The organism is Phenylobacterium sp. (assembly GCF_036963605.1).
GTDB lineage: Bacteria > Pseudomonadota > Alphaproteobacteria > Caulobacterales > Caulobacteraceae > Phenylobacterium.
In genome coordinates, this window is the sequence record NZ_JBALUY010000002.1 from 39356 (window position 1) to 66275 (window position 26920).

General features: G+C 68.1%; 25 protein-coding genes and 1 pseudogene. 9 read left to right on the forward strand and 17 right to left on the reverse strand.

Features of this window, described 5'->3' with window-relative positions; translation table 11 throughout:
• Positions 1–16 precede the first annotated feature (16 nt).
• Both V7702_RS00965 and V7702_RS00970 read right to left on the reverse strand, forming a co-directional pair.
• Positions 17–583 (reverse strand): methylated-DNA--[protein]-cysteine S-methyltransferase, encoded by a 567-nt coding sequence (locus V7702_RS00965; RefSeq protein WP_335648273.1) that lies wholly within the window; start codon positions 581–583, stop codon positions 17–19.
• On the reverse strand, positions 564–2081 hold the full coding sequence (locus tag V7702_RS00970; protein ID WP_335648274.1) for an AlkA N-terminal domain-containing protein: 1518 nt from the start codon (positions 2079–2081) through the stop codon (positions 564–566). The genes V7702_RS00965 and V7702_RS00970 overlap by 20 nt, the downstream gene beginning before the upstream one ends.
• Before the next feature lie 188 nt (positions 2082–2269).
• Here V7702_RS00970 and V7702_RS00975 point away from each other — a divergent pair, with 188 nt between their 5' ends.
• The 4 genes from V7702_RS00975 to cysN all read left to right on the forward strand — a co-directional run bounded on the left by V7702_RS00975 (position 2270) and on the right by cysN (position 7804).
• Positions 2270–3085 carry an alpha/beta fold hydrolase gene (locus V7702_RS00975; RefSeq protein ID WP_335648275.1) on the forward strand — a complete coding sequence of 272 codons (816 nt, stop codon included), beginning with the start codon at positions 2270–2272 and terminating at the stop codon, positions 3083–3085.
• Between the two features lie 4 nt (positions 3086–3089).
• Positions 3090–4685: a PAS domain-containing hybrid sensor histidine kinase/response regulator gene (locus tag V7702_RS00980; protein WP_335648276.1), complete on the forward strand. Its 1596-nt coding sequence runs from the start codon at positions 3090–3092 to the stop codon at positions 4683–4685.
• 273 nt (positions 4686–4958) lie between these two features.
• Entirely contained in the window at positions 4959–5915 is a 957-nt protein-coding gene (gene cysD / locus V7702_RS00985; protein WP_442958378.1) for a sulfate adenylyltransferase subunit CysD, read from the forward strand.
• Positions 5915–7804: a sulfate adenylyltransferase subunit CysN gene (gene cysN, locus V7702_RS00990; RefSeq protein ID WP_335648278.1), complete on the forward strand. Its 1890-nt coding sequence runs from the start codon at positions 5915–5917 to the stop codon at positions 7802–7804. Before cysD ends, cysN begins: the two co-directional genes overlap by 1 nt.
• Before the next feature lie 78 nt (positions 7805–7882).
• On the opposite strand, the gene V7702_RS00995 is transcribed toward cysN, so the two are convergent.
• The 8 genes and pseudogenes from V7702_RS00995 to V7702_RS01030 all read right to left on the reverse strand — a co-directional run.
• Positions 7883–8380 (reverse strand): hypothetical protein, encoded by a 498-nt coding sequence (locus V7702_RS00995; RefSeq protein WP_335648279.1) that lies wholly within the window; start codon positions 8378–8380, stop codon positions 7883–7885.
• Between the two features lie 28 nt (positions 8381–8408).
• Positions 8409–9161 (reverse strand): HNH endonuclease signature motif containing protein, encoded by a 753-nt coding sequence (locus V7702_RS01000; protein WP_335648280.1) that lies wholly within the window; start codon positions 9159–9161, stop codon positions 8409–8411.
• 261 nt (positions 9162–9422) lie between these two features.
• Positions 9423–9848, reverse strand: coding sequence for a type II toxin-antitoxin system VapC family toxin (locus tag V7702_RS01005; protein ID WP_335648281.1), 426 nt, complete (start codon positions 9846–9848; stop codon positions 9423–9425).
• Positions 9845–10093, reverse strand: coding sequence for a type II toxin-antitoxin system Phd/YefM family antitoxin (locus V7702_RS01010; protein WP_335648282.1), 249 nt, complete (start codon positions 10091–10093; stop codon positions 9845–9847). The genes V7702_RS01005 and V7702_RS01010 overlap by 4 nt, the downstream gene beginning before the upstream one ends.
• An 87-nt stretch (positions 10094–10180) precedes the next feature.
• Complete coding sequence (locus V7702_RS01015) at positions 10181–10705, reverse strand: AAA family ATPase (protein ID WP_335648283.1); 525 nt, start codon at positions 10703–10705, stop codon at positions 10181–10183.
• A gap of 34 nt (positions 10706–10739) precedes the next feature.
• The gene (locus tag V7702_RS01020) at positions 10740–11207 is read right to left on the reverse strand and encodes a GFA family protein (protein WP_335648284.1); all 468 of its coding nucleotides are present in this window, start codon (positions 11205–11207) and stop codon (positions 10740–10742) included.
• Positions 11208–11324: 117 nt separating this feature from the next.
• Positions 11325–12287, reverse strand: coding sequence for a phosphoribosylaminoimidazolesuccinocarboxamide synthase (locus V7702_RS01025; protein WP_442958379.1), 963 nt, complete (start codon positions 12285–12287; stop codon positions 11325–11327).
• 111 nt (positions 12288–12398) lie between these two features.
• Positions 12399–12770: pseudogene (locus tag V7702_RS01030) on the reverse strand (MerR family transcriptional regulator); the annotation flags it as partial.
• Between the two features lie 154 nt (positions 12771–12924).
• On the opposite strand from V7702_RS01030, the gene V7702_RS01035 reads away from it, so the two are divergent.
• Positions 12925–15408, forward strand: a complete 2484-nt coding sequence (locus tag V7702_RS01035; RefSeq protein WP_335648285.1) for a TonB-dependent receptor plug domain-containing protein — start codon at positions 12925–12927, stop codon at positions 15406–15408.
• A 40-nt stretch (positions 15409–15448) separates the two neighbouring features.
• Here V7702_RS01035 and V7702_RS01040 read toward each other — a convergent pair whose 3' ends face one another.
• Positions 15449–16465, reverse strand: coding sequence for a zinc-dependent alcohol dehydrogenase family protein (locus tag V7702_RS01040; RefSeq protein WP_335648286.1), 1017 nt, complete (start codon positions 16463–16465; stop codon positions 15449–15451).
• A 79-nt stretch (positions 16466–16544) separates the two neighbouring features.
• Here V7702_RS01040 and V7702_RS01045 point away from each other — a divergent pair, with 79 nt between their 5' ends.
• Positions 16545–17177, forward strand: a complete 633-nt coding sequence (locus V7702_RS01045) for a pyroglutamyl-peptidase I family protein (RefSeq protein WP_335648287.1) — start codon at positions 16545–16547, stop codon at positions 17175–17177.
• Here the strand turns inward: V7702_RS01045 and V7702_RS01050 are convergent.
• Both V7702_RS01050 and V7702_RS01055 read right to left on the reverse strand, forming a co-directional pair.
• Positions 17143–18306 carry an MFS transporter gene (locus tag V7702_RS01050; protein WP_335648288.1) on the reverse strand — a complete coding sequence of 388 codons (1164 nt, stop codon included), beginning with the start codon at positions 18304–18306 and terminating at the stop codon, positions 17143–17145. The genes V7702_RS01045 and V7702_RS01050 overlap by 35 nt on opposite strands.
• Positions 18307–18350: 44 nt before the next feature.
• Entirely contained in the window at positions 18351–19385 is a 1035-nt protein-coding gene (locus tag V7702_RS01055; protein ID WP_335648289.1) for a DUF1176 domain-containing protein, read from the reverse strand.
• Between the two features lie 101 nt (positions 19386–19486).
• On the opposite strand from V7702_RS01055, the gene V7702_RS01060 reads away from it, so the two are divergent.
• Positions 19487–19861, forward strand: coding sequence for a DUF423 domain-containing protein (locus V7702_RS01060; protein WP_335648290.1), 375 nt, complete (start codon positions 19487–19489; stop codon positions 19859–19861).
• Here V7702_RS01060 and V7702_RS01065 read toward each other — a convergent pair.
• Positions 19858–21072, reverse strand: coding sequence for a multidrug effflux MFS transporter (locus V7702_RS01065; protein WP_335648291.1), 1215 nt, complete (start codon positions 21070–21072; stop codon positions 19858–19860). The genes V7702_RS01060 and V7702_RS01065 overlap by 4 nt on opposite strands.
• Before the next feature lie 103 nt (positions 21073–21175).
• Here V7702_RS01065 and V7702_RS01070 point away from each other — a divergent pair, with 103 nt between their 5' ends.
• Entirely contained in the window at positions 21176–22171 is a 996-nt protein-coding gene (locus tag V7702_RS01070) for an alpha/beta fold hydrolase (RefSeq protein ID WP_335648292.1), read from the forward strand.
• Positions 22172–22179: 8 nt separating this feature from the next.
• On the forward strand, positions 22180–23175 hold the full coding sequence (gene pip, locus V7702_RS01075) for a prolyl aminopeptidase (protein WP_335648293.1): 996 nt from the start codon (positions 22180–22182) through the stop codon (positions 23173–23175).
• Positions 23176–23208: 33 nt separating this feature from the next.
• Here pip and rodA read toward each other — a convergent pair whose 3' ends face one another.
• The 3 genes from rodA to V7702_RS01090 all read right to left on the reverse strand — a co-directional run.
• Complete coding sequence (rodA, locus tag V7702_RS01080; protein WP_335648294.1) at positions 23209–24363, reverse strand: rod shape-determining protein RodA; 1155 nt, start codon at positions 24361–24363, stop codon at positions 23209–23211.
• The gene (mrdA, locus tag V7702_RS01085; RefSeq protein ID WP_335648295.1) at positions 24360–26342 is read right to left on the reverse strand and encodes a penicillin-binding protein 2; all 1983 of its coding nucleotides are present in this window, start codon (positions 26340–26342) and stop codon (positions 24360–24362) included. Before mrdA ends, rodA begins: the two co-directional genes overlap by 4 nt.
• 12 nt (positions 26343–26354) lie before the next feature.
• On the reverse strand, positions 26355–26920 hold a 566-nt coding region (locus tag V7702_RS01090), incomplete at its 5' end, for a hypothetical protein (RefSeq protein ID WP_335648296.1).

A 26920-nucleotide genomic window follows, 5' to 3' on the forward strand; every position in this document is an offset into this window, starting at 1 on the left:
CGAGGGTGAAAGCCGGTTAAGGCGCCGCCGAAAACAGGTCCGGCGCAGGCGCGCGAAAGCTCGCGCCCTCATGGCGCAGGAGCCACTGCTTGCGGTCCAGGCCGCCGCCGTAGCCGGTCAGGGCGCCGCTCGCCCCGATCACCCTGTGACAGGGCGCCACCAGGCCCACGGGATTGGAGCCGTTGGCCAGGCCCACGGCGCGCACGGCCTTGGGCGCCCCCACATGGGCGGCGAGTTGGCCATAGGACCAGGTCTGGCCGGCAGGAATCTCACAGAGCGCCCGCCAGACCGCCTGCTGGAACGCCGTTCCCCCCGTCGCCCACGGCACCTTGGCCAAGGCGTCGGTCTCGCCGTGGAAATAGGCCGCGAACGGGCCGGCCAGAGCCGGCGGCGGCGACGCCTCGGCCACCCCGGCGGCGGCGGCGGGACCGTAGTGGCGGGTGAGCAGGCGGACCATGCGGGCCTCGTGGCTCTCCCAGTCGAAGGCCCGCAGCACGCCCTCGCCGTCAAAGACGATCCGGGCCGGGCCGAGCGGTGTGGGGATATCGGCTTGGAACAGGCGGTCAGGCGGCGTTCTGGTCATGACGAGGCTCATTTCGAATGGGCTTGAGCTTCGCAGGGGTCATCCCCTCCGAGGCCCAGAGATGCAGGGCGGCATAGGCCCGCCAGGGCCGCCAGGCCTCGGCGCGTGCGGCCAGTTGCGGGGCGGTGGGACGCACGCCGTCCGGGCCGGTCAGGGCGCGCATCAGGCCGATGTCCCCGTGGGGGAAGGCGTCAGGCTCCCGCATCTGGCGAAGGGCGATGTACTGCGCCGTCCACTCCCCGATCCCCGGCAGCGCCTTCAGCCGCGCCACGGCGTCCTCCAGCGTCCCGCGCGGGGCGAACAGTTGCGGATCGGCTGCCGCGGCGGCGGCGAGCGCCACCAGGGCCCGCGCCCGAGCCTGTGGCATGGGCAGGCCGGCTGGGTCGATCATCCCCAGCGCCTCGGCGGTCGGAAACAGGTGGGTCAGGCCCGGCGAGGCCAGCCGCCCAGGCAGGGCCTCCCCATAGGCGGCGGCCAACCGGCCGGCGATGCTGCGGGCGCCGACCACGGTGATCTGCTGGCCAAGCACCGCGCGCACCGCCAGCTCGAAGCCGTCCCAGGCGCCGGGCGCCCGCAGTCCCGGACGTTGCGCCACCAGCGGCGCGAGCGCCGGATCGCGCGACAGGTGGGCGTTCACCAGGGCCGGGTCGGCGCCCAGGTCGAACACCCGGCGCACCCGGGCGATGACCTGCGGCAGCACCTGCAGTCTTGGGAATTGGGCGCGAACCTCCAGGGTCTCGCCGGCCCCCGGCGCGACGCTCACCCGCCCCACATCCGCGCCGATGCGCAGGCTCCGCTCGTAGCGCCCATCTACAACCTGCTCGACACCCGGAACGGCGCGCAGCGCCAGGAAGTCCAGCATGGCGGCCCAGTCATAGGGCGCCCGATAGGCCAGTCGCAGGGTGACAATCCCGCCGTCCGCCCCGCTGACCTCCGTCCGTCGGGCGCGGCGCAGATTCCCAGGCGGTCTGGCGAACAGTTGCTGGAAGGTCTCGTTGAACCGCCGCACGCTGCCAAAGCCCGCCGCCAGCGCCACCTCGCCCATGGGCAAAGCCGTGTCGTGGATCAGTTGCTTGGCCAGCAGCACCCGCCGCGTCTGGGCTACCGCCACGGGGGAGGCGCCCAGGTGTGTCTTGAACAGCCGGCGCAGTTGGCGTCCGCCGACGCCGAGACGGTCCCCCAGGGCCTCCACATCGCCCTCGTCCAGGGCGCCGTCCTCGATCAAGGCCAGGGCGCGGGCCACCGTGTTGGACGCGCCCCGCCAGGCGCCAAGGTCCGGCGAGGTTTCGGGCCGGCAGCGCAGGCAGGGCCGGAAGCCCGCCTCCTGGGCGGCGGCGGCGGACGGGTAGAAGCTCACATTGCGCCGTAGCGGCGTACGCGCCGGGCAGATCGGCCGGCAATAGACCCCGGTCGAGCGCACGCCGACGAAGATCTTCCCGTCCAGGCGGGCGTCACGCATCGAAAAGGCGCGGTAGCAGGCGTCGTCATCCAGATCCATGACGGCGACCATCGCGCCGACGCGCCCCCCTGTCTCGCGGTTTTCGGACATCGAGTCAGGCCCGATAGCGGTTTCCGGACCTCGTCTTCCCTGGCCGCGCTCCCCCGGGCGAAGAAATCTCGAATTTTTTCAACCTTTGTTAGGTGCGCCGCAGCAAAGTGCGGGTCTGTGAGTTGGAGCAGCTGGGTATGGACATCGTCGCCCGCAATAACGTGACCTTTCGCGGCCAGGGTCCCGCCACCATCCTGTTCGCCCACGGTTTTGGCTGCGACCAGAACATGTGGCGCCATGTGGCCTACGCCTTTGACAAGCAGGGCGTCGTCGGCCTGTTCGACCATGTGGGCGCGGGTCTTTCAGACGCGAGCGCCTACGACTCCCAGAAATATAGCTCCCTGCATGGTTACGCCGCCGACGTGATCGAGATCTGCGACAGCCAGGGCCTGAAGGACGTCATCTTCGTCGGCCATTCGGTCAGCGCCACCATCGGCGTCCTGGCCGCCGTGGCCCGTCCGGACCTGTTTTCGGCCCTCGTCCTCGTTTGCCCCTCGCCGCGCTACGCCAATACCGACACCTATGTGGGCGGGTTTGATGAGGCCGATATCGACGAACTCCTGGACCTGATGGACAAGAACCATCTGGACTGGTCGGCCCTGATGGCGCCCATGGTCATCGGCAAGGAGAATGGCCCAGCCCTGCAGGATGAGTGGCGCGACAGCGTCTGCCGGGCAGATCCCGAAATCGCCAAGGCTTTCGCCGACGTCACCTTCCGCTCTGACCACCGGGCCGACTATCGGAAGGTGACCATGCCGACCCTGCTGATCGAGTGCAGCGACGACGCCTTGGCGCCCGCCGAGGTAGGCGCCTATGTCCAGGCGGCGATCATCGGCAGCCAGCGCCGCATTCTGAACGCCAGCGGTCACTGCCCTCACATGAGCGCGCCGGCCGAGGTGATCGACGCCATCAAGGCCTTTGTCGCCGAACAAGGCGGACGTCAGGCCGCCTGAATTGGTGACACGCTCCATCCCCGTCGCCGATGCTGGCGACCTCTTCGATCTCGTGCCTTGCGGTCTGCTCCACCTCAGCGCCGATTTCGAGATCCTGTCGGCCAACGCCTATTTCCTCGACCTGATCGGCGCGAGCCGGGCCGACCTGGACAGCGGGATAAAGCTCCATCGCCTGCTCAGCGTCGCCGGCCGCATCTTCCTGCAGACCCGCCTGCAGCAGGAGTTGGCCCTGGCCGGCCGCCTCGAGGAACTGGCCCTTGACATCGTCCGCGCCGACGGCGTCCGGGTGCCGGTCATGCTCAACGCTGTTCAACCGTCGGATGCCGACGGTCAGCCCGGCGACATCCGCATCGCCCTGTGGCGGGCGGTCAGCAAGCGCGCCTATGAAGCCGAAGTCCCCAAGGCCCGCAAGGCCGCCCAGGAGGCTGTGCAGGTCAAGGCCGACTTCCTGGCCAATGTCAGCCACGAGATTCGCACGCCGCTCAATGGCGTGATCGCTGTCGCCGGCGTCCTGCGCCGCACGGCCCTGGCGCCGGAGCAGCTGGAAATGGTCGAGGTCATCCAGTCCTCGGGCGCCATGCTTGAGCGGCTGGTTTCCGACATCCTCGACCTGTCCAAGGTGCAGGCTGGCGGCCTGACCCTGGAGGTGAGGCCCTTCGACCTCATGGCGGAGATCGGCGGGGTGATCGACATGGCCCGGCTGCGCGCCCGCGAGAAGGGCATCGGCTTCCATCTGGACTGCGCCGAGGGGGTCGAGGGGCGCTATCTGGGAGACGCCGTCCGGCTCAAGCAGATCCTCGGCAACCTGACCGCCAACGCCATCAAGTTCACCGAGCAGGGCGAGGTGCGCCTGGTTCTGACCCGGACCGTCGACGGCCGGCTGGAGTTGCAGGTGACCGACACAGGCGTCGGGTTCGACGAAGAGGTGGGCGACACCCTCTTCCGCCGCTTCCAACAGGCCGACTCCGGCATCACACGGCGCTTCGGCGGGACCGGCCTTGGCCTGTCGATCACCAAGTCGCTGATCGACCTCATGGGCGGAACCATCACCGTCCGCTCGCGCCTGGGCGAGGGAAGCCAGTTCATCGCCAGCCTCCCCTTGGCCCAGCTTGAGGCCTTCTCCGATCTTCCGATGGAGGCCGCGCCCGCCGCCGCGCCCGCCAATGTCCCCGTCAGCCTGCGGATCCTGCTGGTCGAGGACAATCCAACCAACCAGCGCGTCGTCCAGATGATCCTGGCGCCGTTCGACATCGATCTGACCCTGACCGAAAACGGCGCCCTGGGGGTCGAGGCCTGGCGCCAGGGCGGATACGACCTGATCCTGATGGACATGCAGATGCCGGTCATGGACGGTCTGACCGCCATCGCCGAAATCCGTAAGGCCGAGCGCGCCGAACCCCATCGCGGCCGCACCCCGATCGCCATGCTGAGCGCCAATGCGATGGAGCACCACCGTCAGGAAGCGGCCCAGGCCGGCGCCGATCTGCACCTGTCCAAGCCGATCACCCCCGAGCGGTTGCTCGAGGGGATCGATCAGGCGCTAGCCCTTGCTGCGGCGCCGGCTGAGTCCCAGAAAGAGACAGGTCAGGCCCGCGCCTGAGGTCCTCGCTCCTGCGCCAAAAGCCGACAAAGTCACGGATTCACCCAGATCGGGCGCCCGACGTCATGGGATTGTGCGGCGCACGCGCTAAGGGATCAGCACTGGCCCGGAACTTGAACCGCAGGTTGAGCCTGCGCTTGCCTTGGGCGCCTCGGTCCCTTAACTGACCGGGAAAGGGCCAGTCTGCGTGTCGGGTGCAACCGACGGGCGGATTTTTTTGAGCAACGCACGGACACTCAGGCCCAGATGACTCCCATGCAAGGTTCGACTGTCATGGACGCCCGCCAAGCCGAGGCCGCCAAGAGCGGCCCCACGCCCGGCCTTTCCGCCGAGACCCTCACCCACCTCCAGCGGCTGGAGGCGGAGAGTATTCACATCATGCGGGAGGTGGTCGCCGAGGCCGAGCGCCCGGTGATGCTCTATTCGGTGGGCAAGGACTCCGCGGTGATGCTTCACCTGGCGGCCAAGGCCTTCTACCCGTCCAAGCCGCCCTTCCCGCTGCTGCACGTGGACACGACCTGGAAGTTCCGGGCCATGTACGAGATGCGCGAGCGGATGTCGCAGCACCTCGGCTTCGAGCTGCTGGTGCACCAGAATCCGGAAGCGGTGGAACGGGGCATCAATCCCTTCGACCATGGCTCGGCCCTGCACACCGACATGTGGAAGACCGAGGGGCTGAAGCAGGCGCTGGACAAGTACGGCTTTGACGCGGCCTTCGGCGGCGCCCGCCGCGACGAGGAAAAGTCCCGCGCCAAGGAGCGCGTCTTCTCCTTCCGCTCGGCCCAGCACCGCTGGGACCCCAAGAACCAGCGCCCGGAGCTGTGGAACCTCTACAACGCCCGCAAGGCCAAGGGTGAGAGCATCCGGGTGTTCCCGATCTCCAACTGGACCGAGCTGGACATCTGGCAATACATCCACCTGGAGAACATCCCCATCGTCCCCCTCTACTTTTCGGCCGAGCGGCCGGTGGTGGAGCGTGACGGCGCCCTGATCATGGTCGATGACGACCGTATGCCGCTTCGTCCGGGCGAGACCCCGGTGATGAAGTCGGTCCGCTTCCGCACACTCGGCTGCTACCCCCTGACCGGCGCGGTCGAAAGCACGGCGGCGACCCTGCCCGAAATCATCCAGGAAATGCTTCTCACCACCACGTCCGAGCGCCAGGGCCGCGTGATCGATCACGACCAGGCCGCCTCGATGGAGAAGAAGAAGCAAGAGGGCTACTTCTGATGTCGCACCAGTCCGCACTCATCGCCGAAGATATCGACGCCTATCTCAAGGCTCACGAGCACAAGAGCCTGCTTCGCTTCCTGACCTGCGGGTCGGTGGACGACGGCAAGTCCACCCTGATCGGCCGCCTGCTCTACGATTCGAAGATGATCTTCGAGGATCAGATGGCCGCGCTGGAGGCCGACTCCAAGAAGATCGGCACCCAAGGCGGCGATATCGACTTCGCCCTGCTGGTGGACGGCCTGGCCGCCGAGCGCGAGCAAGGCATCACCATCGATGTCGCCTACCGCTTCTTCTCCACCGACAAGCGCAAGTTCATCGTCGCCGACACCCCTGGCCACGAGCAGTACACCCGCAACATGGTCACCGGCGCCTCCACGGCGGACGCGGCCATCATCCTGATCGACGCGCGCAAGGGCGTGTTGACCCAGACGCGCAGGCACTCCTACCTCGTCTCCCTGCTGGGCATCCGGCACGTGGTGCTGGCCATCAACAAGATGGACCTGGTCGGCTGGAGCCAGGAGGTGTTCGACTCCATCCTGGCCGAGTACCACGACTTCGCCGCCCAGATCGGCATCCGCGATTTCACCGCCATTCCGATGTCGGCTCTGAAGGGCGACAACATCACCGAGACCAGCGAGAAGGCGCCCTGGTACAAAGGTCCGGCGCTGATGCCGCACCTGGAAGCCCTTGAGGTCGAGGATGACCTGCGGGAGAAGCCCTTCCGCATGCCCATCCAGTGGGTCAACCGGCCGGACCTGGATTTCCGCGGCTTCTCCGGCCTGATCGCCACCGGGACCATCGCGCCTGGCGACAAGGTCAAGGCCCTGCCCTCGGGGCGTGAAAGCACCGTGGCCCGCATCGTCACCATGACCGGCGACCTGCCCCGCGCCGTGGCCGGCCAGTCGGTCACAATCACGCTGACCGACGAGATCGACGTCAGCCGCGGCGATGTCCTCTCCATCGCCGGCCAGCCGCCGGAAGTGGCCGACCAGTTCGAGAGCACCATCGTCTGGATGGACGACGAGGGCATGCTTCCCGGCCGCCCCTATCTGATGAAGATCGGGACCCGGGTCGTCGGCGCCAGCATCACTGAGCCCAAGTACAAGGTGAATGTGAACACCCTCGAACAGCTGGCCGCCAAGCGGCTCGAGCTGAACGAGATCGGCGTCTGCAATATCTCGCTCGACGCCCCCATCGCCTTCGACGCCTACAAGGACAACCACACCCTTGGCGGCTTCATCCTCATCGACCGGATCTCCAACCGGACGGTGGGGGCGGGCATGCTCCACTTCGCCCTGCGCCGCAGCCAGAACATCCACTGGCAGGCCCTGGACGTCTCCAAGGCCTCCCGCGCCGCCCAGAAGGGCCAGAAGGGCCGGGTGGTCTGGCTGACCGGCCTCTCGGGCGCCGGCAAGTCGACCATCGCCAACCTGGTCGAAAAGCGGATGCAGGCCGACGGTCGCCACACCTATCTGCTGGACGGCGACAATGTCCGCCACGGCCTCAACAAGGACCTGGGCTTCACCGAAGAGGACCGGGTGGAGAACATCCGTCGGGTGGCCGAGGTCTCCAGGCTGATGGTCGATGCGGGGCTGATCGTGCTGGTCTCCTTCATCTCGCCCTTCCGGGCCGAGCGCCGGATGGCCCGCGACCTGATGGAGGACGGCGAGTTCGTCGAGGTCTATGTGGCCACCCCCCTGGCCGTGGCCGAAGAGCGCGACGTCAAGGGCCTCTACGCCAAGGCCCGAGCCGGCGAGCTGAAGAACTTCACCGGCATCGACTCTCCTTATGAAGAGCCGGAAAACGCCGAGATCATGGTTGACACCACCACCCTGTCGCCCGAACAGGCGGCCGAGGAAATCGTCGACTGGCTGGCCAAGAACTAGGGTCAGGACGACGCAGACGACAGAAGGGCCGGACGCCGCAAGGCGCCCGGCCCTTTTTCGTTTCGCCAAGGCGATAGCTCAATTGGCGGAAGCGCCGCCTCGTCCGACATCGACCACCGGGATGATATTCTCGCGGATGAATTCAAGCCTGCTCTTTAGCATCCGCGCGTGCTCTTCTGTCGGGGCGGCGGCGACCGGATAAGCGCCTTCCAGGTCGTCATCGTCTAAGACTCGATCGGCCCAATCCTCCATGAAGACGCAATAGGTTTCGAGCGCTTCGGCGGCGTTGGGGGAGTCGTCAGTCGCAAAATGGGCGGGCGGCAGGTCCCCTACGATCACCCATAGCTCGGCATCCTCTTCGCCCTCCCACCGTATCGGCTCGTCAAAGCGAACAAGGAACAGGGCGAGGATGCGGCTCACCCCAAAGGCCAGCAGCATCTCGCCGATGGGCTTCGACCAGGGGCGTGTCAGGACATAGTCACGCGCCTCCGCCTCAAGCTCGGCGAGTTGCGCGTCCTCCTCAGGATCAGGCACGCCCGCGAGTTGAAAGCCTGAAGTGTCGACGGGAGGGTTCATGAGGCGAGACCTGCGGAAACGAAGGGTCTCAGATTACGACCGGATCGCCAGGTTTCCAATCGGAATTGATCACCTTTTGTTCGCGCTCAAGCTGCCGCTGCATGTCCTCCTCGCTGGGCCATCCCACCATGTCGCTCGTAAAGTTGTCCCAGTTGTCCGTGCGGATGCGGTTGGAGAGCACCCCGGTGATGGTTGGCAATATTGCGAGGGGACTTAGGGCTCGCGCGACACGCCCCCCGAACGCCCTGGCTATGGCGGCGCGCTTCGCCCAGCGGGAATAGTCCCCATTCGCCTTGTGCTGCGCCACATGAAGGTCCCGGTGTATGGGCTCAATGTTCTCAAGCGTGTTGGTACCACCATCAGCCAGCGCCTTGATGTGGCCGACGTCGTATAGCCTGCCCGTCAAAGGATCTCGCGGCCAAGGGCGGCCCTCACGCTTCTCCCACTGCCTAATGAGGCGCGGGTTCGCAGGATCGCCGACTGGTAAGAAATAGGCTTGCTGTGGTTCCGCGGGATGGAAGGAAGGTCCGCCATCGTGTTGGGAGTCCAACCCGTCGCCAATGCGCCGCCAACCGCCGGTACCGGTTGCAATGTAGAGGCCGTCGTCCACAGCAGGAGCGATCAGGCCCTCCGTCTGCTGCGTGGCTCCGGACTGCCGCCGTGTTTCGAATTGATAGTCTAGCCAGTCTTGGGCTTCGACTTCATCACGTTCTTGCTCAATTTCAGACGAAGTTCTTCGATACCAGTGAGAAGGCTTCCCCGCCCAGGCGTGCGGGATCAATGGGGCGGCGCGCCATGCCTGCTCCTTATGCTAACTTGTCATTGCTGTTACGCGAGCTGCAGCTTGGCCACGGGCGCCTGGGGCGCAAAAACTCACGCTAGCGAAACTCTGCCAAAGAAACGGGGGCCGTCAAGAACAAAACACGAACATTGTGAAGCGCGCAGATGTCCACTTGGCCAACAGCGCGTGTTCATGCCGCCCAGCCACGAGAACGCGTCGATCTGAGCAAGGCCGCTGCGTCCAAACCAGCGCCGCCCGCGGTCATGCTAGGTGTCGCACCTCAACGCCCAAGGCGCGAGCGGCTTCCGCCATTCGCCGATCAAGGGTGACCAGGACGTGCCGATCCCGCCGACATAGCGCGATGTGAAGAGCGTCGGGCATGCGCAGCATCAGATCAAAGCGTCGGACATAGAGGTCGGCGACCTCAACGTCCGACGGCGCCAGCTGGGCGGGGATCGCGCTTGTGGCCCGCCAAGCGTCGAAGCTGGCGAGCAGGGCGCGGGCATCATCGGCGCTCAGGCGCCCTGTGCGCACCAGACGCGATACGGCCGAGGCGGTCTCGCCCGCCGCGAAAGTGCTTACGGTCAGAGGCTCGGCCAAGTCCGACACAAAGGCGTCCAGGGTGGCGCTGGCCGCCTCCTCCACCAGGATCGGCAGGATCGCGCTGGCGTCCAGATAGAAGCTCAAACCTCGCCGTCTTCGTACATGCCCCGCAGCAATTCGACGGACGTCTGCGCCGCCCCGGTAGGCTTCAGGCGACGGGCGCGTAGCCAGTCGTAGCCCGCGCCGGGCGTCACGGGGGTTGAACGGATCGCTCGTAGTTCCGCCACCGGCTTTCCGTGTCGGGTGATGATGACCTCTTCGCCATCGAGCGCGAGGTCTATCAGCCTAGGAAGGCCATTCTTTGCATCGGCGACGCTGTAGGTGGACATCTTCGACCCCCGGATATTATGGCCATCAATATAGCTATAAAACGCGAGAGCGCCAGCACACCTGAGGGGAATGATGACGAGCCTCGCCTACCCACGACACGTGGAGAGGATCTCATCGACAACGCGGGCGATGGGCGCGGTGGCGTCGATGCTCACGGCGGTCTTCGGCAGGTCCTCTTTCGTGGCGTGCAGCCGCGCAATCAGCCGCCGCTCGGCCGGCCTCCCTCCGAACTCGTCCTCCGCCCGCGCGGCAAGTCGCCGGCTCAAGGTGTCGGCGTCGATGTCGAGAATAAAGACCTCGTCGAACAGATGGATGAAGTGGCGGTGGTTTCTCGACCCGCCGCAGAAGAAGGACTGCGCAGAGCTCCGGTCGGCGGCCAGGCGCTCGACCTCGTCCACGTTCCAGATCCAGCGCTCGTGGCGCCACCGGGCGATGTCTGTCACGGCCTCCGAAGTCAGCGGCTCCAGGGCGGCGCCCGTCTCGGGATCGCCGAGATAGGCCAAGGTCCGGTCTCCATGGATGACGTGGCGGCCACGCCGCTCCAGTTCCTCAGCGACCGTCGTCTTGCCGGCCCCGGAAACGCCTTCGATCAGGTAGTTCCGGACGCCCATGGCCGTCTTGCTCAGGTGTTGGTCCTCGGGCGCCCTAGCGCCTGACCTCCCACTCTTCCGTGTCGTGGTCGGGGTGCTGGTAGGACACGATACCCGCCAGGTGAACGGCCGCGGCAGGCTCGTCCAGGGGGTGGACCGGCAGGCTCGCGAGGTCTTCGAAATAGGGGACCTGCGCCGGCGAGGCGAGTTGCTCGCACAGCCGCACCTCGGCGGGTCGGTCGAGGGCGCCGATGGCCAGGCTGACATGCTGGCCGCCATATTCGAAGGTCAGCGGGGTGCCGCAGTCGCCGCAAAATCCACGACGGACCTTGTTTGAGCTCTGGAAACGCCTGGGCTCGCCGCGGGTCCAGACCAGAGCTTCGAATGGCGCGCCGACGAAGGGACCGAACAGGCCGCCCGTCGCCTTCTGGCACATGCGGCAATGGCAGATGGAGGCTTCGCCGAGGTCGCCCTCGACGCGGAACCGCACGGCCCCGCACTGGCATCCGCCGGTCATAGACATCGCCCCGCCTCCATCCCCCTCAAGCCCCAGGGCTCGCTCCGCAAGCGCGCCTGAGATCGATGCATGGTCCTTCGGTCTCTCGCCGAACTCAAGCGGTGTAAGCCGCCTGGGAGGCGTCTAACCCCCGTGGAAATTACCTAGCGCGGCCAGGACCCGCTCCTGCACCGCCGGCGCGGGCTTGGGCGGCTCGAAGGCGCGGCCGGTGATCCGCTCGTGGGCCTCGACATAGGTCAGGGCCGTTTTCCAGATCAGTTCCGGCGGGATTTCCGGGATGTCCTCGGCATAGGGATCGCACCGCGCCGCCACCCAGGCGCGGATCACGTCCTTGTCGAAGCTCTCTGGGCTCTCGCCGGCGGCGAGACGGCGCGGGTAGGTGTCGGCCCGCCAGTAGCGGCTGGAATCGGGGGTGTGGATTTCATCGGCGAGGCGAAGGGTTCCTTCGGCGTCGACGCCGAATTCGTACTTCGTATCGGCAAGGATCAGACCGCGCTCAGCGGCCAGCGCCTGGCCCCGGGCGAACAGCGCCAGGGCGGTTTCGCTGACCTGTCGCCACTGGGCCTGGCTGAGAAGGCCGCGGCCGGTGATCTCTTCTGCGGTCAGCGGCGCGTCATGGGCCCCGTCGACGGCCTTGCTGGTCGGCGTGATCATCGGCGCCTCCAGCGCCTGGTTGTCGGCCAGGCCGTCGGGCAGCCGATGCCCGTACATCTCCCGCTGGCCAGCCCGGTACATGGTCAGGACCGAGGTGCTGGTCGTACCCGCCAGATAGCCGCGCACGACGATCTCCACCGGCAGAATCTCAAGCCGCCGCCCCACCACAATATTGGGGTCCGGATAGTCCAGCACGTGGTTGGGACAGATGTCGGCGGTCTGCTCGAAGGCCCAGCGGGCGACGCTGTTCAGCACCTGGCCCTTGAACGGAACGCAGCACAGCACCCGGTCGAAGGCCGACAGTCGATCGGAAGTGACCAAGATCCGCCGCCCGTCCGGCAGGTCGTAATTGTCGCGCACCTTGCCGCGATAGAGGCCGGGCAGCTCCGGATCGATCGCGTCGCGCAACACCTGGTGGGCGCTGGCCGCCAGTCTGGCTTCATCCATGGTCGACATGGTCGTCTCCCTAACAAGTTCAATGAGGTTTTCCAGGGAGAGTCGCCCGTCCCGCGACATCGTCGCGCGCGCGGCTTGAACCGCCTTGCGCGCACGGTCCAGGTCGTTGATCCGCGTGGTGAGGACGTCTTCCTGGAGGGCGAGCAGGGCCGGCAGGTCCGGCGCCCGACCGCCGAGGACCTGCGCGATGCGGGCCAAGGACAGACCGAGCGACTTCAGCGTCAGCACATGGTGCAGGCGCTCTATGTCCCCTGCCCCATAGACTCGCCAGCCTGAGGCCGTCCGCCCGGGCCGGACCAGACCCTTCCGCTCGTAAAGGCGCAAGGCCCGCACACCGACACCGAGGCGCCGCGCGGTTTCGCTGGGACTCAGGAAGCGTTCGCTCATCCTCTGGCGTCTCCATGGGATGCGCCCACCTATGGGGCCGGACCCAGGTTCCGGCTCAAGCTCTATTTCCATCCTATCGCATCGGCGTCGAGCCGATCCGTTGCGCCGCCTGTCCCGCGCACCCGCCTCGCTTGCGCCGTGATCGCGACGGATATGGCGACTTCGCCCGTGAGAGCAGACATGGGCGGTCTCCCCGCCGCCCAGGTCAGCATCAGGATACCGTGTTTTGAGTCTCCCTCATCCCCGCGCCGCCCGCCTGCGGGCGCACCTCCTCGCCGGCGTCGCGCTGGCCAGCCTGTCCACCGCCGCCCTCGCCCAGGAGGCCGAGGACTACGACTATGGCGATGTCGAGGTCGAGGAACTGGTGGTCAGCGGGTCGCGGCCGGCCGGTTCGGTGATCGGCGACATCACCCCGGAGCTGACCCTGTCGCCCCAGGAAATCCGCGCCTATGGTGCGTCCAGCGTCACCGAACTGCTGGAGGCGCTGGCGCCCCAGATCGGCAGCGGCCAAGGGGGCGGCCGACCGGTCATCCTGATCAATGGCGGTCGCATCTCCGGCTTCTCAGAGATCCGCGACCTGCCCACCGAGGCGATCGCCCGGGTCGAGATCCTGCCTGAGGAACTCTCCCTGAAGTACGGCTACCCCGCCGAACAGAAGGTCGTGAACATGGTGCTGCGGCCGAGGTTCCGCGCCACCCTGGTCGAGGGGTCGGCGACCACGCCCACCCAGGCCGGCGGCGGCGAGACCCTGGGCGCCCACGGCGCGCGCCTCGATATCCTGCAGGGCCGGCGGCTGACCCTGGATGCCAAGGCCAACACCACCGATCCCATCGAGGAAAGCGACCGCGACATCGTCGGCGGCGAAGGCGCCTTCCGTTCCCTCCAGCCACAGTCGAACGATGTGAGCCTGAACGCGGTCTACGCCAAACCGCTGGACAACGGCGTCTCCTTCTCGGTGAACGGCCTGTTCGAGGCCAGCGAGAGCGAGTCCCGCCAGGGGCTCTCGCCCTTCGGGCCTGAGGCCCAGCTGCGCAACACCCAGTCCCAGACGGGCAAGCTCGCCGCCTCGGCCGCCGGCGCCCTGGCCGGCTGGCAATGGTCGACCACCGGCGAGATCGAGCGCGGCGAGACCGAGACCGACACCGACCGGGCCTCGGGCGGCGTGGCCTTCCTCGACACCTCCCGCACGCTCAGCACCTCGGCCCAGGCCGACCTGGTGCTCAACCGCGCGCTCTGGGAGCTGCCGGCCGGCCAGGTGAGCACGGCGCTCACCGCCCGGGCCTCGGCGATCGAACTGGAAAGCGAGGCCACCCGCCTCGGCGTCGATCAGTCCAGCGACCTGTCGCGGACCGTCGGCGAGCTGCGGAGCAATTTCGACATCCCCCTCACCCGGGCGGGCGAAGGCCTGGGCGAGCGGATCGGCCGCCTGTCCGGCAATCTGAATTTCGGGATCGAACAGGTCTCCGATTTCGGCGCCCTGGAGACCTATGGCTACGGCCTGAACTGGCGGCCCACCCCGGAAATCCGCGTGCTGGGCTCGTTCAGCCGCAGCGGCGAGGCGCCGACCATCAACCAGCTAGGTGATCCCGTCACCGTGACGACCGGGGTTCGGGTCTTCGACCTGGTCCGCGGCGAAACCGCCGAAGTGACCCGTACGTCCGGCGGCATCGCCAACCTCGACGCCGGGCAAAAGGACGTCTTCAAGCTGGGCGCCACATACGAGCCCTTTGAGGACGTCAATCTCCGGTTCCAGGCCAACTACGTCTCCAGCCGCACCCACGACGCCATCGTCGCCTTCCCCTCGGCCTCGACCCAGGTGGAGGCCGCCTTCCCCGACCGTTTCACCCGCGACGCCTCGGGCGCCCTGACGGCCATCGACGCCCGGCCGGTGAACTTCGCCCTTCAGGCCCGCGACGAGGTTCGCTGGGGTCTGACCTATTCGCGGCAGGTGGGCTCGGCTCCGACGGACGACCAGCGGGCCGAGATGCGCCGCCGCTTCGAAGCGGCGCGTCCCGCAGCGGCCAGCGCCCCGGCCGAAGGCGCAGAAGGCGGCGCCCCGACGCCCTCCGCCCACACGCCCAATGGCGAAGGTCCCCCTGGGGGTCCGCCCCCCGGGGAAGGTCCTCGCGCCGGCGGTCCTCCGAGTGGCGGCGGTCCGCCCATGGGCGGCGGACGTGGCGGCCCCGGCGGCGGCGGGGGCTTTGGCGGCTTCGGCGGCGGCGGCCCGCGCAGCGGCGTCTTCCAGGTCGGCCTCTATCACACCTACGCCTTCCGCGATGAGGTGCAGATCGCGCCCGGCATGCCGACCCTGGATCTCCTGGACGGCGCAGCCCTCGGTTCCGGCGGCGGCTCGCCCCGTCATGAGGTCGAGCTGCAGGCCAACTATTCGAAGTCCGGCCTCGGCGTGGCCATGGACGCCAGCTGGCAGAGCGCCACCCGCATTGATGGCGGCGCGACCGGCGACGACCTCGAATTCTCCGACTTCGCCACCGTCGATCTGCGGCTTTTCGCCGATCCCGGCATGCAGCGTTGGGCGCGGCAGTACAGCTGGCTGCGCGGCGCCCGGGCGACCCTGTCGATCGAAAACATCTTCGACAGCCGCCAGCAGGTGCGCACCGCCGACGGCGCCGTTCCCATCACCTATCAGCCGGACCTGATGGACCCGGTGGGCCGCACCGTCCGCCTGACCATCCGCAAGCTGATCTTCTGAGGCCTCCGCGGCCGGCGACGACGCCGGCCGCGTCAGGCTCCTAGAACTCCAGGACGATCTTGCCGAAGTGCTCGCCGCCGGCCATGGCGGCGAAGGCCGCCTTGGCCTCGGTCCAGGGAAAGACCTTATCCACGACGGGCGAGATCTTGTGCAGTTCGATGGCCTTGCACATGGCCTCGAACATGTCGCGGGAGCCGACGAAGACGCCCTGCATCCGCGCCGCATTGCCGATCAGCACCGCCGGATTGATGCCAGCGCCGCCCTGGGCGACCACGCCGATGATGGCGATATGGCCGCCGATGCGCACAGCCTTCAGGCTCTGGTCGATGGTGCCCTGGCCGCCCACCTCCATGATGAAGTCGGCGCCGACACCGCCGGTCGCCTCCCGCACGGGCTTGGACCATTCCGGCGTCTGGCGATAGTTCACCAGGTGGTCGGCGCCCATCTCCCTTGCGCGGGCCAGCTTCTCGTCCGAGGACGAGGTGATCAGGGCGCGCAGGCCCGCGGCCTTGGCGAACTGCAGGCCGAAGATCGACACGCCGCCCGTGCCCTGCAGCACCACCGTGTCGCCGGGCGACAGGTCGCCATCCTCGAACATGGCCCGCCAGGCGGTGAGCGCCGCACACGGCAGGGTCGCCACCTGCTGATCGGTGAGGAAGTCCGGAACCTTGGACACCCCCTCCTGGCTGAACACCGCCAGTTCGCGGCCGGCGCCGGGGATGGGCGAGCCCAGGGCCGTCATCGCCTTTTCCAGGGTCGGCGGTCCCGATATCCACCCCTGGAAGAACATGGTCGCGACGCGGTCGCCCACCTTCACCCGGGTGACGCCTTCGCCCACCGCCTCGATCACCCCGCAGCCATCGGAGAACGGCGTCAGGGCGTCGGCCTTGGCCGAGCCGCGGCCATACATGCCGTTGATCATCATCAGGTCGCGATAGTTCAGTGACACGGCCTTCATCCGGACCAGGACCTCGCCATGGCCCGGCGTCGGCTCAGGCGCCTCGATGATGGTCAGATGGTCCGGCCCCCACGGGGCGGCGGCTTGCAGGGCGCGCATCGTTTTCAAACTCCTGTGTTTTCCCCAGTCTCGCCCCCCGACGTTGGGGCATTCAAGGCTGCTTGGGCTATAAGGGGGCATGACCTCCCCTCGCCTGCTGCTCTGCGGCTTCGGCAGCTTTCCCGAAGCCCCGCTCAATCCGTCCGCCGCCGTCATCGCCACCCTGGCCCGCGAGGCCTGGACGCCGCCCGGCGCGGAAGTCGATTACCTGACCCTGCCGGTCCAATGGCAGGGGGCGGCCGAAACCATCCTGCGCCAGTTGCAGAGCACTCCCGCCGACGGCGTACTGGTGGTCGGCGTGGCGGTGGAGGCCGAGACGTTCCGCGTCGAGACCCTGGGCCGCAACTGCGCCAGCCGTGATCGCCCCGACCAGGCCGGCCGGGTCTGGGGCTCGCCCCTCGTGGCCGAGGCTGGCGAGGACGTGATTGCGGCCACCGCGCCGTGTCAGGCCATGGCCTCGGCCCTGGAGACCGAAGGCCTGCCGGTCGCCCTGTCGGAGGACGCCGGCGACTATCTCTGCAACTTCACCCTCTACCGGCTGCTGCACGCCAAGGCCGCGCCCCGCGTCGGCTTCCTGCACGTGCCCCAGGCCCGGGAGTGCGCTGAGACCGCCGCCTTCGACCTCGCCCAGATCCGCCAGGCGGTCACGGCGGCCGCGGGCGCCTTCTGCGCCGAGCTCACCCGTCCAGTCGCCGAACCCCATACAGCCTGAGCGCCCCGGCCAAGCCGAGGGCCGACATGGCGGCCATGGCGAAATAGCCATAGGCGCCCACCGCGTCGTAGAGCGCGCCCGAACCGATGGTGGCCAGGCCGATCAGCAGGCCGCCGGAAAAGGCCGAGTTCACTGTCTGGGCCGCCGAGGCGTTGCCCGGCAGCGACAGCCGCTCCACCAGTTGCAGCGAGGCCATGAAGGTGGCCGCGAAGGACAGCGCGTGCAGGGCCTGGATGGGAAACAGCAGCCACAGCGGCGGCGACAGGGCCAAGGTCCCCCAGCGCACCACCGCGGCCACGCCGCCGATCACCAGCAGCCGCCGCGGCCCCACCGCACGGCGCCACGGCTCCATGAACCAGAGGAAGCCGATCTCGATGGCGACCCCGAACCCCCAGAGGATTCCGGTCAGGCTTTCGGGAATGCCCTGCGCCTTCCAGACCAGGGCTGAGAAGCCGTAATAGAAGGCGTGGGCCGACTGGATCAGCCCGACCGACACCACCGCCAGCATGAAGCCGCCATCAGTCAGCAGGCCCTTCAACCCGGCCATCCGCTCGGCGAAGGGCGCCCGCCCGCCCCCTTCGCGCACGGGGTCGGGCGGCAGCAGAAACCGCGCCCCCACCGCCGTCAGCACCGCCGCAGCAATGATCCAGGCGAGCACCAGGTCGGCCGGTCCCTGAACCAGCAGCACCCCCATGGTCACATTGGCCAGGATGAAGGCCGCCGAGCCGATCCCCCGCGGCCAGCCATAGTTGAAGCCGTCCCGCCTGGCCCTGGCCAGCACGATCACATCGGTGAGCGGCGAGATGGTCGACAGGGCCGAGGCGGCCACGAACCAGACGGCGAACCACCACCAGAAGCCGAACGGCGCGGTCAGCAGGACATAGGCGCAGGCGGCCACCGCGCCCATGATCATCAGCGGCGTGCGACGCAGGGCGAAACTGTCAGCCCACACCCCGATGGCCGGGGCGGTGATCATCCGGGCCATCATCGGCGCCGACAGGATCAGGCCGATCTCGGCGCCCGAGAGGCCATGCCGGGCGAACCAGACGGGAATATAGGGCGCGCTGGCGCCCAGCCCCACGAAGATGGCCGAATAGAACAGGCCCAGGCGCACGGGCAGCGACGGCATGGCGGAGCCTGCGGAAAGAGGAGCCTGACCGCTCTAGCCCGAGTCTAGCGCGACCGGTAGCTGACCGGCCAATACTCCGACGTCACCCCCTGGCAGTCAGGCATCAGGGTCTGGTGGGCCAGGGCGAAGGCCTTGCCGGTCCAGACCCAGCTGGTCAGGGCGCCGCAGTCGCCCAGGCCGCGACCCTTGTCGAAATTGGTCAGGGTCTGGGTTTCAGCGTCGAAGTCGATGTTCATCAGCTCGGCCGTACGCTCCCCATCCGCATAGGGGACCTGCAGGGCCTTTACGTCGCCGCCGATCTCATCGGTGAGGAAGAGGCTGTAGATGACGTTGTAGGCGCCGCGGCTGCAGACCACGCCCCAGAAGAGCTTGCCCGGCGCAAGGCGGGCGACCTGCGGGTCGAGGCCCAGATCGGTGATGTCCTCGTCGCAGGCGCCCAGCCGGGCCTGAAGGGCGGCCGACGGCTCGGACGGCAGGTCATGCTGGGCGATGCGCGCCGCCGGCGTCACCTGCGGCAAGGCCGGCGGCGCGGGCACGCTGGAGGCTGGCGCGGCCCCGCGGGCGACAAGGGCCGTGGTGGTCCCGGCCCGCTTCTGCCGGTCGTCCATGAAGCGCAGGGCCGCCGAAGAACCCGTCAGCGAGATGGTGGTCGCCGGGTTGCGGCCCTCCTTGAGGGTCAGGGCAGAGCCATTGGCCAGCACCGCCAGCAGGGCCGCGCTCTGCTCCGGCGTCAGCTCCGTCAGCCGCCGCTCGGGATCATCCTGCATGGGCGTCGCGGGCACGGCGGCCAGGCCCCTGGGCGTCACCCCATCCACCGCCAGGGCGAGGCTGGTGGCGGCCATGCCGGCGGTGACCAGGTCGATGACCGGCGCATCGGCAGGGCCTGCGCCGCGGCTCACGCGCAGAAAGCCCGAACTGCCGACCTCCCCCAGCTCGCCAAAACCGAAGGCCGTGCAGACGCGGGCGTTGTCGCAGACCACGCTCCAGGCGCCGAAGCTGCCGCTGTCGGCCAGGGCCGCCCCGCCGCTTCCGCCCAGGGCGAGGGCCGCTACTCCGGCGGCGATTGTCCGCAAGCCCATGGTCGATCTCCTGGCATAGCCGTACGATTCGCCTGAAGGTTGGCGCCGGATGATCGGGGCGTCACGCTATGATGACGCCGTGGGTAACGCAGGAGCATGCGATGGGTGTCGAACGCATCTGGCTGGGTCTGGCCGCCCTCGGGGGCCTGCTGGCCGTGGCCATCGGCGCGTTCGGCGCACATGGGGTTGCCGATCCGCAGGCCAAGGCCTGGATGGACACCGGCGCCACCTATCTGATGCTGCATTGCCTGGCGGTGTTCGCCGCGGCGTTCGTCGCCACCCGCGGGTCTCGGCTCGCCCGGGCCGCGCCGCCGGTGTTCCTGGCCGGCGGGCTGATCTTCTGCGGGACGCTGTTCGCCATGGCCATGGGCGCCCCGCGCATCCTCGGCGCCGTGACGCCCATCGGCGGCCTGCTGTTCATGGGCGGATGGGTGGTGCTGGCCATCGCAGCCATGGCCAGGCCGACCGCCAGCTAGATTCTCGCCTCGCGCGGCAGGGCCATGAACCGCAGCACCAGGGCTGAACCCGCCAGGGCCAGCGCCATGGTCACCGCCATCGGCGCGGGCGTGCCGTCATAGGCCAGGCCCGTCAGGCTGGCGGCCACCGCGCCCACCCCGAACGAGGCGCCGCCCATCAGAGCCGAGACCGACCCCGACCGGCTGGGATCGACGCTCAGCGCGCCGGCCATGGTGTTGCCCTGGATGAAGCCATAGGTCGACAGGATCAGGAACAGCAGCGGCAGCACGGTCCAACGCTCGCCAAACCCGGTCACCGCCGCCAGGGCCAGCAATGCGCCAAAGCCCACCGCAATCAGGCTGGCCCGGGCCAGGACCTGGTCGGGACCAGCATATTTCAGCAGGTAGCGGTTGGCCTGGCTGGCGCCGATGACGCCGGCGGCGTTCAGCCCGAACACCCAGCCGAAATTGGCCGAGGAGATGCCATAGACCTCGATCAGCAGCACCGGCGAGGCGGCGATATAGGTGAAGAGCGTCGCCCCGTTCAGCGCGCCGGCCAGGGCGTAGCCCACCAGCCGTGGCTGGCGCAGCAGGGCGCGAAAGGCGGCAAAGGGGTTCTCGGCGCGGGCCTGGACGGCGGTGGCCTCCGACCGGCTCTCTTCCAGGCGCAACAGGGCGAAGGCCCCGACCACCAGGGCGAAGACCACCAGCACCCAGAAGATGGCTCGCCAGCCCGCCACCTGCAGGACCAGCCCGCCCAGCAGAGGCGCCACGATCGGCGCAATGCCCATGATCAGCATCAGCAGCGACAGCATCCGGGCCGTCTCGGTGTGGTCGAAGCGGTCGCGCACGATGGCCCGGGCCACCACACCGCCGGCGCAGCCGCCCAGGGCCTGCACGAAGCGGGCGGCGATCAGCATTTCCGGCGAGGTCGAAAGCGCGCAGACCACGGTGGCCGCCAGATAGACCGCGATCCCCGCCAGGATCGGCCCGCGCCGTCCGAACCGGTCCGACGCCGGCCCATAGATGAACTGCCCGATGGCCATGCCGGCGAAAAACGCCGCCACCGTGGTCTGGGTCTGGGCGGCGCTCGCCCCCAGCGACTGGCCGATGGCCGGCAGGCTGGGCAGGTACATGTCGATGGACATGGGCGCGAAGGCCGTGAGCGCGCCCAACAGGATCACGAGCCCCCAGGGCGTGGGGACCGGGGCGGCGGCTTGGACTTTGGTCATGCCCCTATCTAAGCGATGGCGCCCACAGGGGAAGCCCTGGCCTTGCCTTCCCCCGGGTTATCGGCCCACTTTTCGCGAAATCACGATCGCCCTGGAGCCCACCATGTCCCCCGCCCTGCCGCCGGCCCTGAAGACCCTGATGCCGCCTGTGCAGACCGCGCAGGTGAACGGGATCGAGATGGCCTATTACGAAGCCGGCCCCAAGGACGGCCCGGCCATCGTGCTGTGCCACGGCTTTCCGGAGACCGCCTTTTCCTGGCGCAACCAGATCCCGGCGCTGGCGGCGGCGGGCTACCGCGTCATCGCGCCGGACCAGCGGGGCTATGGCCTGACCCGCGGCCCTGAGGCCGTGGCCGACTATGACATGGCGCATCTGACCGGCGACCTGGTGGGCCTGCTCGATCACCTGGGCCTCGAAAAGGCGGTGTTCTGCGGCCATGACTGGGGCGGCTTCGTGGTCTGGCAGATGCCGCTGACGCACCCCGACCGCTGCGCCGGAGTCATCGGCCTCAACACCCCGTTCCTGCCCCGCTATCCGGCCGAGCCCATCTCGCTCTTCCGCCAGATCTATGGGCCGGACATGTACATCGTCTGGTTCCAGACCCCTGAGGAACCCGACCGCGTCCTGGCCGACGACGTGGCCAAGACCATGGCCTTCTTCATGCGCAAGCCCGCCGCCCTGCGTGAGGCTGGCGAGAAGAAAGAAGGCGGGTCGAGCTTCGCCTTCGCCCAGGCCCTGGCGGCCTATGACCCGGCGACGGACGCCAACCAGTTCCTGAGCGCCGAGGAGATGGCCGTTTTTGTCGCCCTGTTCGAGCACAGCGGCTTCACCGGCGGCATCAACTGGTATCGCAACTTCACCCGCAACTGGGAGAACGGCGCTGACCTGCCCACGCGTATCGACCACATCCCCTGCCTGATGATCATGGCCGAGAAGGATGCGGTCCTTCCCCCCTCCATGGCCGACAAGATGGGCGATCATGTTTCGGACCTGGAGAAGGTCCTGGTGACCGACTCCGGGCATTGGACGCAGCAGGAGCAGCCGGACGCGGTAAACGGGCACATCATCGACTGGATGCGGCGGCGTTTCCCGGCGTAAATAGCCGGATGGATCGCCCCTCCCCCACATCCTCCGTCTCCGCCTATGGCCAGCGCCGCGGGCTTTATCCGGAAAACGAGCCCTTCGCCCATGGCTGGCTCGGCACCGAGAGCGAGCACGAAGTCTACTACGAGGAGTGTGGCGCCCCCGACGGCAAGCCCTGCGTGATCCTGCATGGCGGCCCTGGCGGGGCGATCAACCCGACCATGCGGCGGTTCTTCGATCCGGCCAAGTGGCGCATGGCCCTGTTCGACCAGCGGGGTTGCGGCCGCTCGCATCCCAATGCGCGGCTGGAGCACAACACCACCTGGACCCTGATCGCCGACATCGAGCGGCTGCGGGTCAAGCTGGGCGTGGAGAAGTGGACCGTGTTCGGCGGCTCGTGGGGCTCGACCCTGGCGCTGGCCTACGCCATCACCCATCCAGACCGGGTCGAGGGCCTGGTCCTGCGCGGGGTCTTCCTGCTGACGCAGCGCGAACTGGGCTGGTTCTACCAGAACGGCGCTTCGATGCTGTTTCCCGACGCCTGGGAGCGCTTTTTGGCTCCCATCCCCGAGGATGAGCGCGGCGACCTGATGGGCGCCTATCACCGCCGCCTGGTCCATGCCGACCGCCGGGTGCAGTCCGAGGCCGCCACCGCCTGGAGCCAGTGGGAGGGAGACACCATCTCCATCCGCGGCCCGGAAGCCCGGCCATCCAAGTTCAACGAGGTGGACTTCGCCATCGCCTTTGCGCGGATCGAATGCCACTTCTTCGTCAACAAGGGCTTCTTCCCGGAAGACGACTGGATCCTGAAGAATGTCGACAAGATCCGCGGCATTCCGGGCTGGATCGTCCAGGGCCGGTTCGACGTGGTGACGCCGATGGACGCCGCCTGGCGGCTCAGCCGCGCCTGGCCCGAGGCGAGGCTCGACGTGGTCTGGGACGCCGGCCACGCCTCCACCGAGCCGGGTGTGGTCGACGCCCTGGTGCGGGCCACCGACGAGGCGCTGGTCGGACGCTAGACGCGGTCAACCTTCAGACGAAGGCGCCCTTCTTCAGACGAAGGCGCCCTTGCCGCTGGTGACCTCGGTGTAGCGGTGCACCCGCACCGATTGGACCAAGCCAAAGCCGATCATCACGGTCAGCATGACGGTGCCGCCGTAGGAGAGCAGCGGCATGGGCACGCCCACCACTGGCGCCAGGCCCATGACCATGGCCCCGTTGATCAGCACATAGAGGGTGAAGGTCGCCGTCACCCCCGAGGCGGCCAGCCGACCGAAGTGGCTGTGGGCCAGGGCGGCTGTTCGCAGCGCCATGAAGATCACCGCGGCGAAGATGGCCAGCACAGAGGCGCAGCCCAGGAAGCCGAACTCCTCGGCCAGGGTGGCGAAAATGAAGTCGGTGTGCTTCTCAGGCAGGAAGTTGAGCTGGCTCTGCGAGCCCAACCCATACCCCTTGCCGAAGAACCCGCCAGAGCCCAGGGCGATCTTCGACTGCAGGATGTGATAGCCCGAGCCGGAGGGGTCGCTCTCGGGGTTGAGGAAGGTGAGCACCCGCTTGCGCTGATAGTCGTGCATCACGAACATCACCATCGGCGGCACTGCCACGATGAAGGCCAGGGCCGCGGTGGCGATGATCCGCCAGGACAACCCCGCCAGCACCACGATGGCGCCGCCGGTCATGGCGATCAGCATGGCGGTGCCAAGGTCGGGCTGATGGGCCACCAGCAGCACCGGCGCGCCGATCATGAAGGCGGGGATCAGCAGCCACCAGGACAGGCGGGCGTTCTCCGCCGAGACGCCGTGATAAAAGCGGGCCAGGGCCAGGACGATGCCGACCTTCATCACCTCGGACGGCTGGAAGCTCATGAAGCCCAGGTCCAGCCAGCGGGTGGCGCCCATGCGGGTGTCGCCGAACAGCTCCACCGCCACCAGCAAGGCCAGGCCAAGGCCATAGATCGGATAGGCCAGCGCAAACCAGACGCGGATGTCGAACAGGGCGAGCGCGATCATCAGGATCAGGCAGAAGCCGAAGCGGAACAGGTGCGCCCCGGCCCAAGGCTCCCAAGAGCTCCCGGCCACCGAGAACATCATCAGCGAGCCGGCGCCGGCCAGCAGGCACAGGGCGACGACAAAGGTCCAGTCGATCTGGGTGAACTTGACGACCAGGCGGTCGCGCTCACCCGGCCGGGTCAGGGCGCTGACGGTCATGTGGGCGCCGCCGGATCAGCCGCCAGGGGCGGGCCTTCCACGGGGGCGTCCGGCGCCGCGCCCACTGTCGGGAGATCGCTGACATCGGGCATGGGCAGGGGGCGCTCGATCCGGGCCCGGATCTCGGGGTCCTTCAGCAGGGCCACCCGCATCACTTCGCGGGCCCGGGGGGCCGCGGCGGTGGCGCCGCCCTTGCCGCCGTGCTGGATAATGACCGACACCGCATAGCGGGGATCATCCACCGGCGCGAAAGCCACATAGAGATTGTGGTCCTTGAGTCCCCAACGGACGCTGTCGCTGCTGCGCGAGGCCACCCCGTCATAGCTGCGGACCTGGGCCGTGCCGGTCTTGCCGGCCATCATCACATCGCCCAGGCCAAGCTGGCTCTGGCGATAGGCGGTGCCGCTGCGGTCATTGGCCACCGAGATCATGCCGGCGCGAACATAGTCGAGATGCTCGGTGGAGAACGGCAGAGCCGCGACCTCGTCTCCCGGCGGCATTTCCACGCCCCCTACCGACTTGACCAGCCGCGGGTTGAGCGCCTTGCGACCATTGGCCAGGCGCGCGGTCATCACCGCCAGTTGCAGGCCGTTGACCGCCACATAGCCCTGGCCGATCCCGTAGCTGACGGAATCCCCGGGATGCCAGGTGGGGTCGCGCTTGACCTGGGTGCGCTTCCATTCGGTGGAGCCGACCACGCCGCTGCGTTGGCCCGGAATGCCGATGTCGAAGGTCTGGCCAAAGCCCAGGGCCTTGGCCGCGCGGGCGATGTAGTCGGGGCCCATGCGCAGGGCGACCTGATAGAAATAGATGTCGCACGAGTTCTTGATGGCGTCGTGCATGTTCTGGGGGCCGTGGCCCCCGTGGCGCCAGCAGCGCCAGGTCCGCCCGCCGAAGTACCAGCCGCCGGAGCAGTTGATCCGCTGTTCGGGGTCGATCCCCGCCTCCAGCGCCGCCAGGGCGACCGTCGGCTTGAAGGTGGAGCCCGGCGGATAGGTGCCGCTCATGGCCTTGTCGAGCAGGGGCCGGCGCTCATAGTCGGCCAGGGCGCGGTACTCGGCCGTCGATAGACCCCGGACAAAGCGGTTGGCGTCGAAGCTGGGCGTCGAGACCATGCACAGCAGGTCGCCGCTGCGGCAGTCCATGACGACGATGGCGCCGCTCTCGTCGCCCATCACCTCCAGGGCGCGATTCTGGATATCGACGTCCAGGGTCAGGGCGACGGTCTTGCCGGCCTCGGCGGGGATGTCGCCGTCCTGGTCGTGGCGAATCTCGCGGCCCCGCGCGTCCACCTCGACCTTCTTGGCGCCGGTGCGACCGCGAAGGTCGAGATCGAAGGCCTTCTCCACCCCCTGGCGGCCGATGCGGAAGCCTGGATGCAGCAGGATGGGCTCGGAATTGGGGCCGGTGTCCGTCAGGTCCTCGCGGTTCACCTTGGCCACATAGCCGATCACATGGGCGAAGGCGCCGCCATACGGATAGACCCTCACCTCGCCCATATCGGCGGTCACATGCGGCATCTCGGGCGCGCGCACATTGATCGCCGAGAACTGCTCCCAGGTCATGTCCTCCATGACCGAGACGGGACGCTGGTTCGGCGTGCGTTCGAACTCGCGCATCAGCCGGGCCTGGCGATCGTCGTCCAGGGGCACGAAATGGGCCAGGGTCTTCAGCGTGGCGCCGGGCTCGTGGACCCCGTCCTTGACCACCAGCAGGCGGAAGTTCGGGCGGTTGGTGGCCAGGACCTCGCCATTGCGATCGACGATCAACCCGCGCGGCGGCGGCACCAGACGGAAGTTGAACTGGTTGGAGGCCGAGAGCTTCTCGTAGCGCTGGGCCTCGAGGATCTGCAGGTGGGCCAGACGGCCCCCGAGCGCCAGCATCCCGGCCCCGGCGAAACCGCCCAGCAGGAAGCTGCGGCGGTGGAAGGTGCCCTGCCGCTCATTGACCTCGGAAAAGAAGATGGACGGCTCGCTCAACGCCGTCGCCCCCTATCGGAACCGCACATCGGCGTCATCGAACCTGTCGATGAGCCGGTGCGCAAATGGATACAGCAGGATTGTGGCGAGGAATTGCCACAGCACCGCCAGAAGATTGGGGGTCGCCCGGGCGGTGAGCTGGGTGACCAGGAAGGCGACCAGCTCGGCCACGGCGCAGGCCACGGCGAACCAGATCCACATCATCGGCCGGCTCTGCCCGACCATCATCGAGCGTGCGCCGAGCACGGCGCCATAGGCCACCAGCAGGGACAGCGCCCAGAGCCCCAGGGGACCGCCCCAGAAGAGGTCGAGGAACAGGCCCATGACGAGCACTCCGAAGGGCGCCAGCATGGACGGGCGGATCACCGCCCAGGCGAAGGCCGGCGCCATACAGAAGATCGGCTCTGGCAGGCCCCAGCCGAAGACCCGCACCGGCAGACTGAACAGGATGGTGGCCAGAACGCACTGAAGGATCGGCAGGCCGAGCCAGCTCAGCGGATCGAGACGGCCAGCGCTCAGGCTCAAAACACCGGCTCCAGGGCGGGCGGCGGGGGCGTTTCGGCGGCCGGGGCAGACGC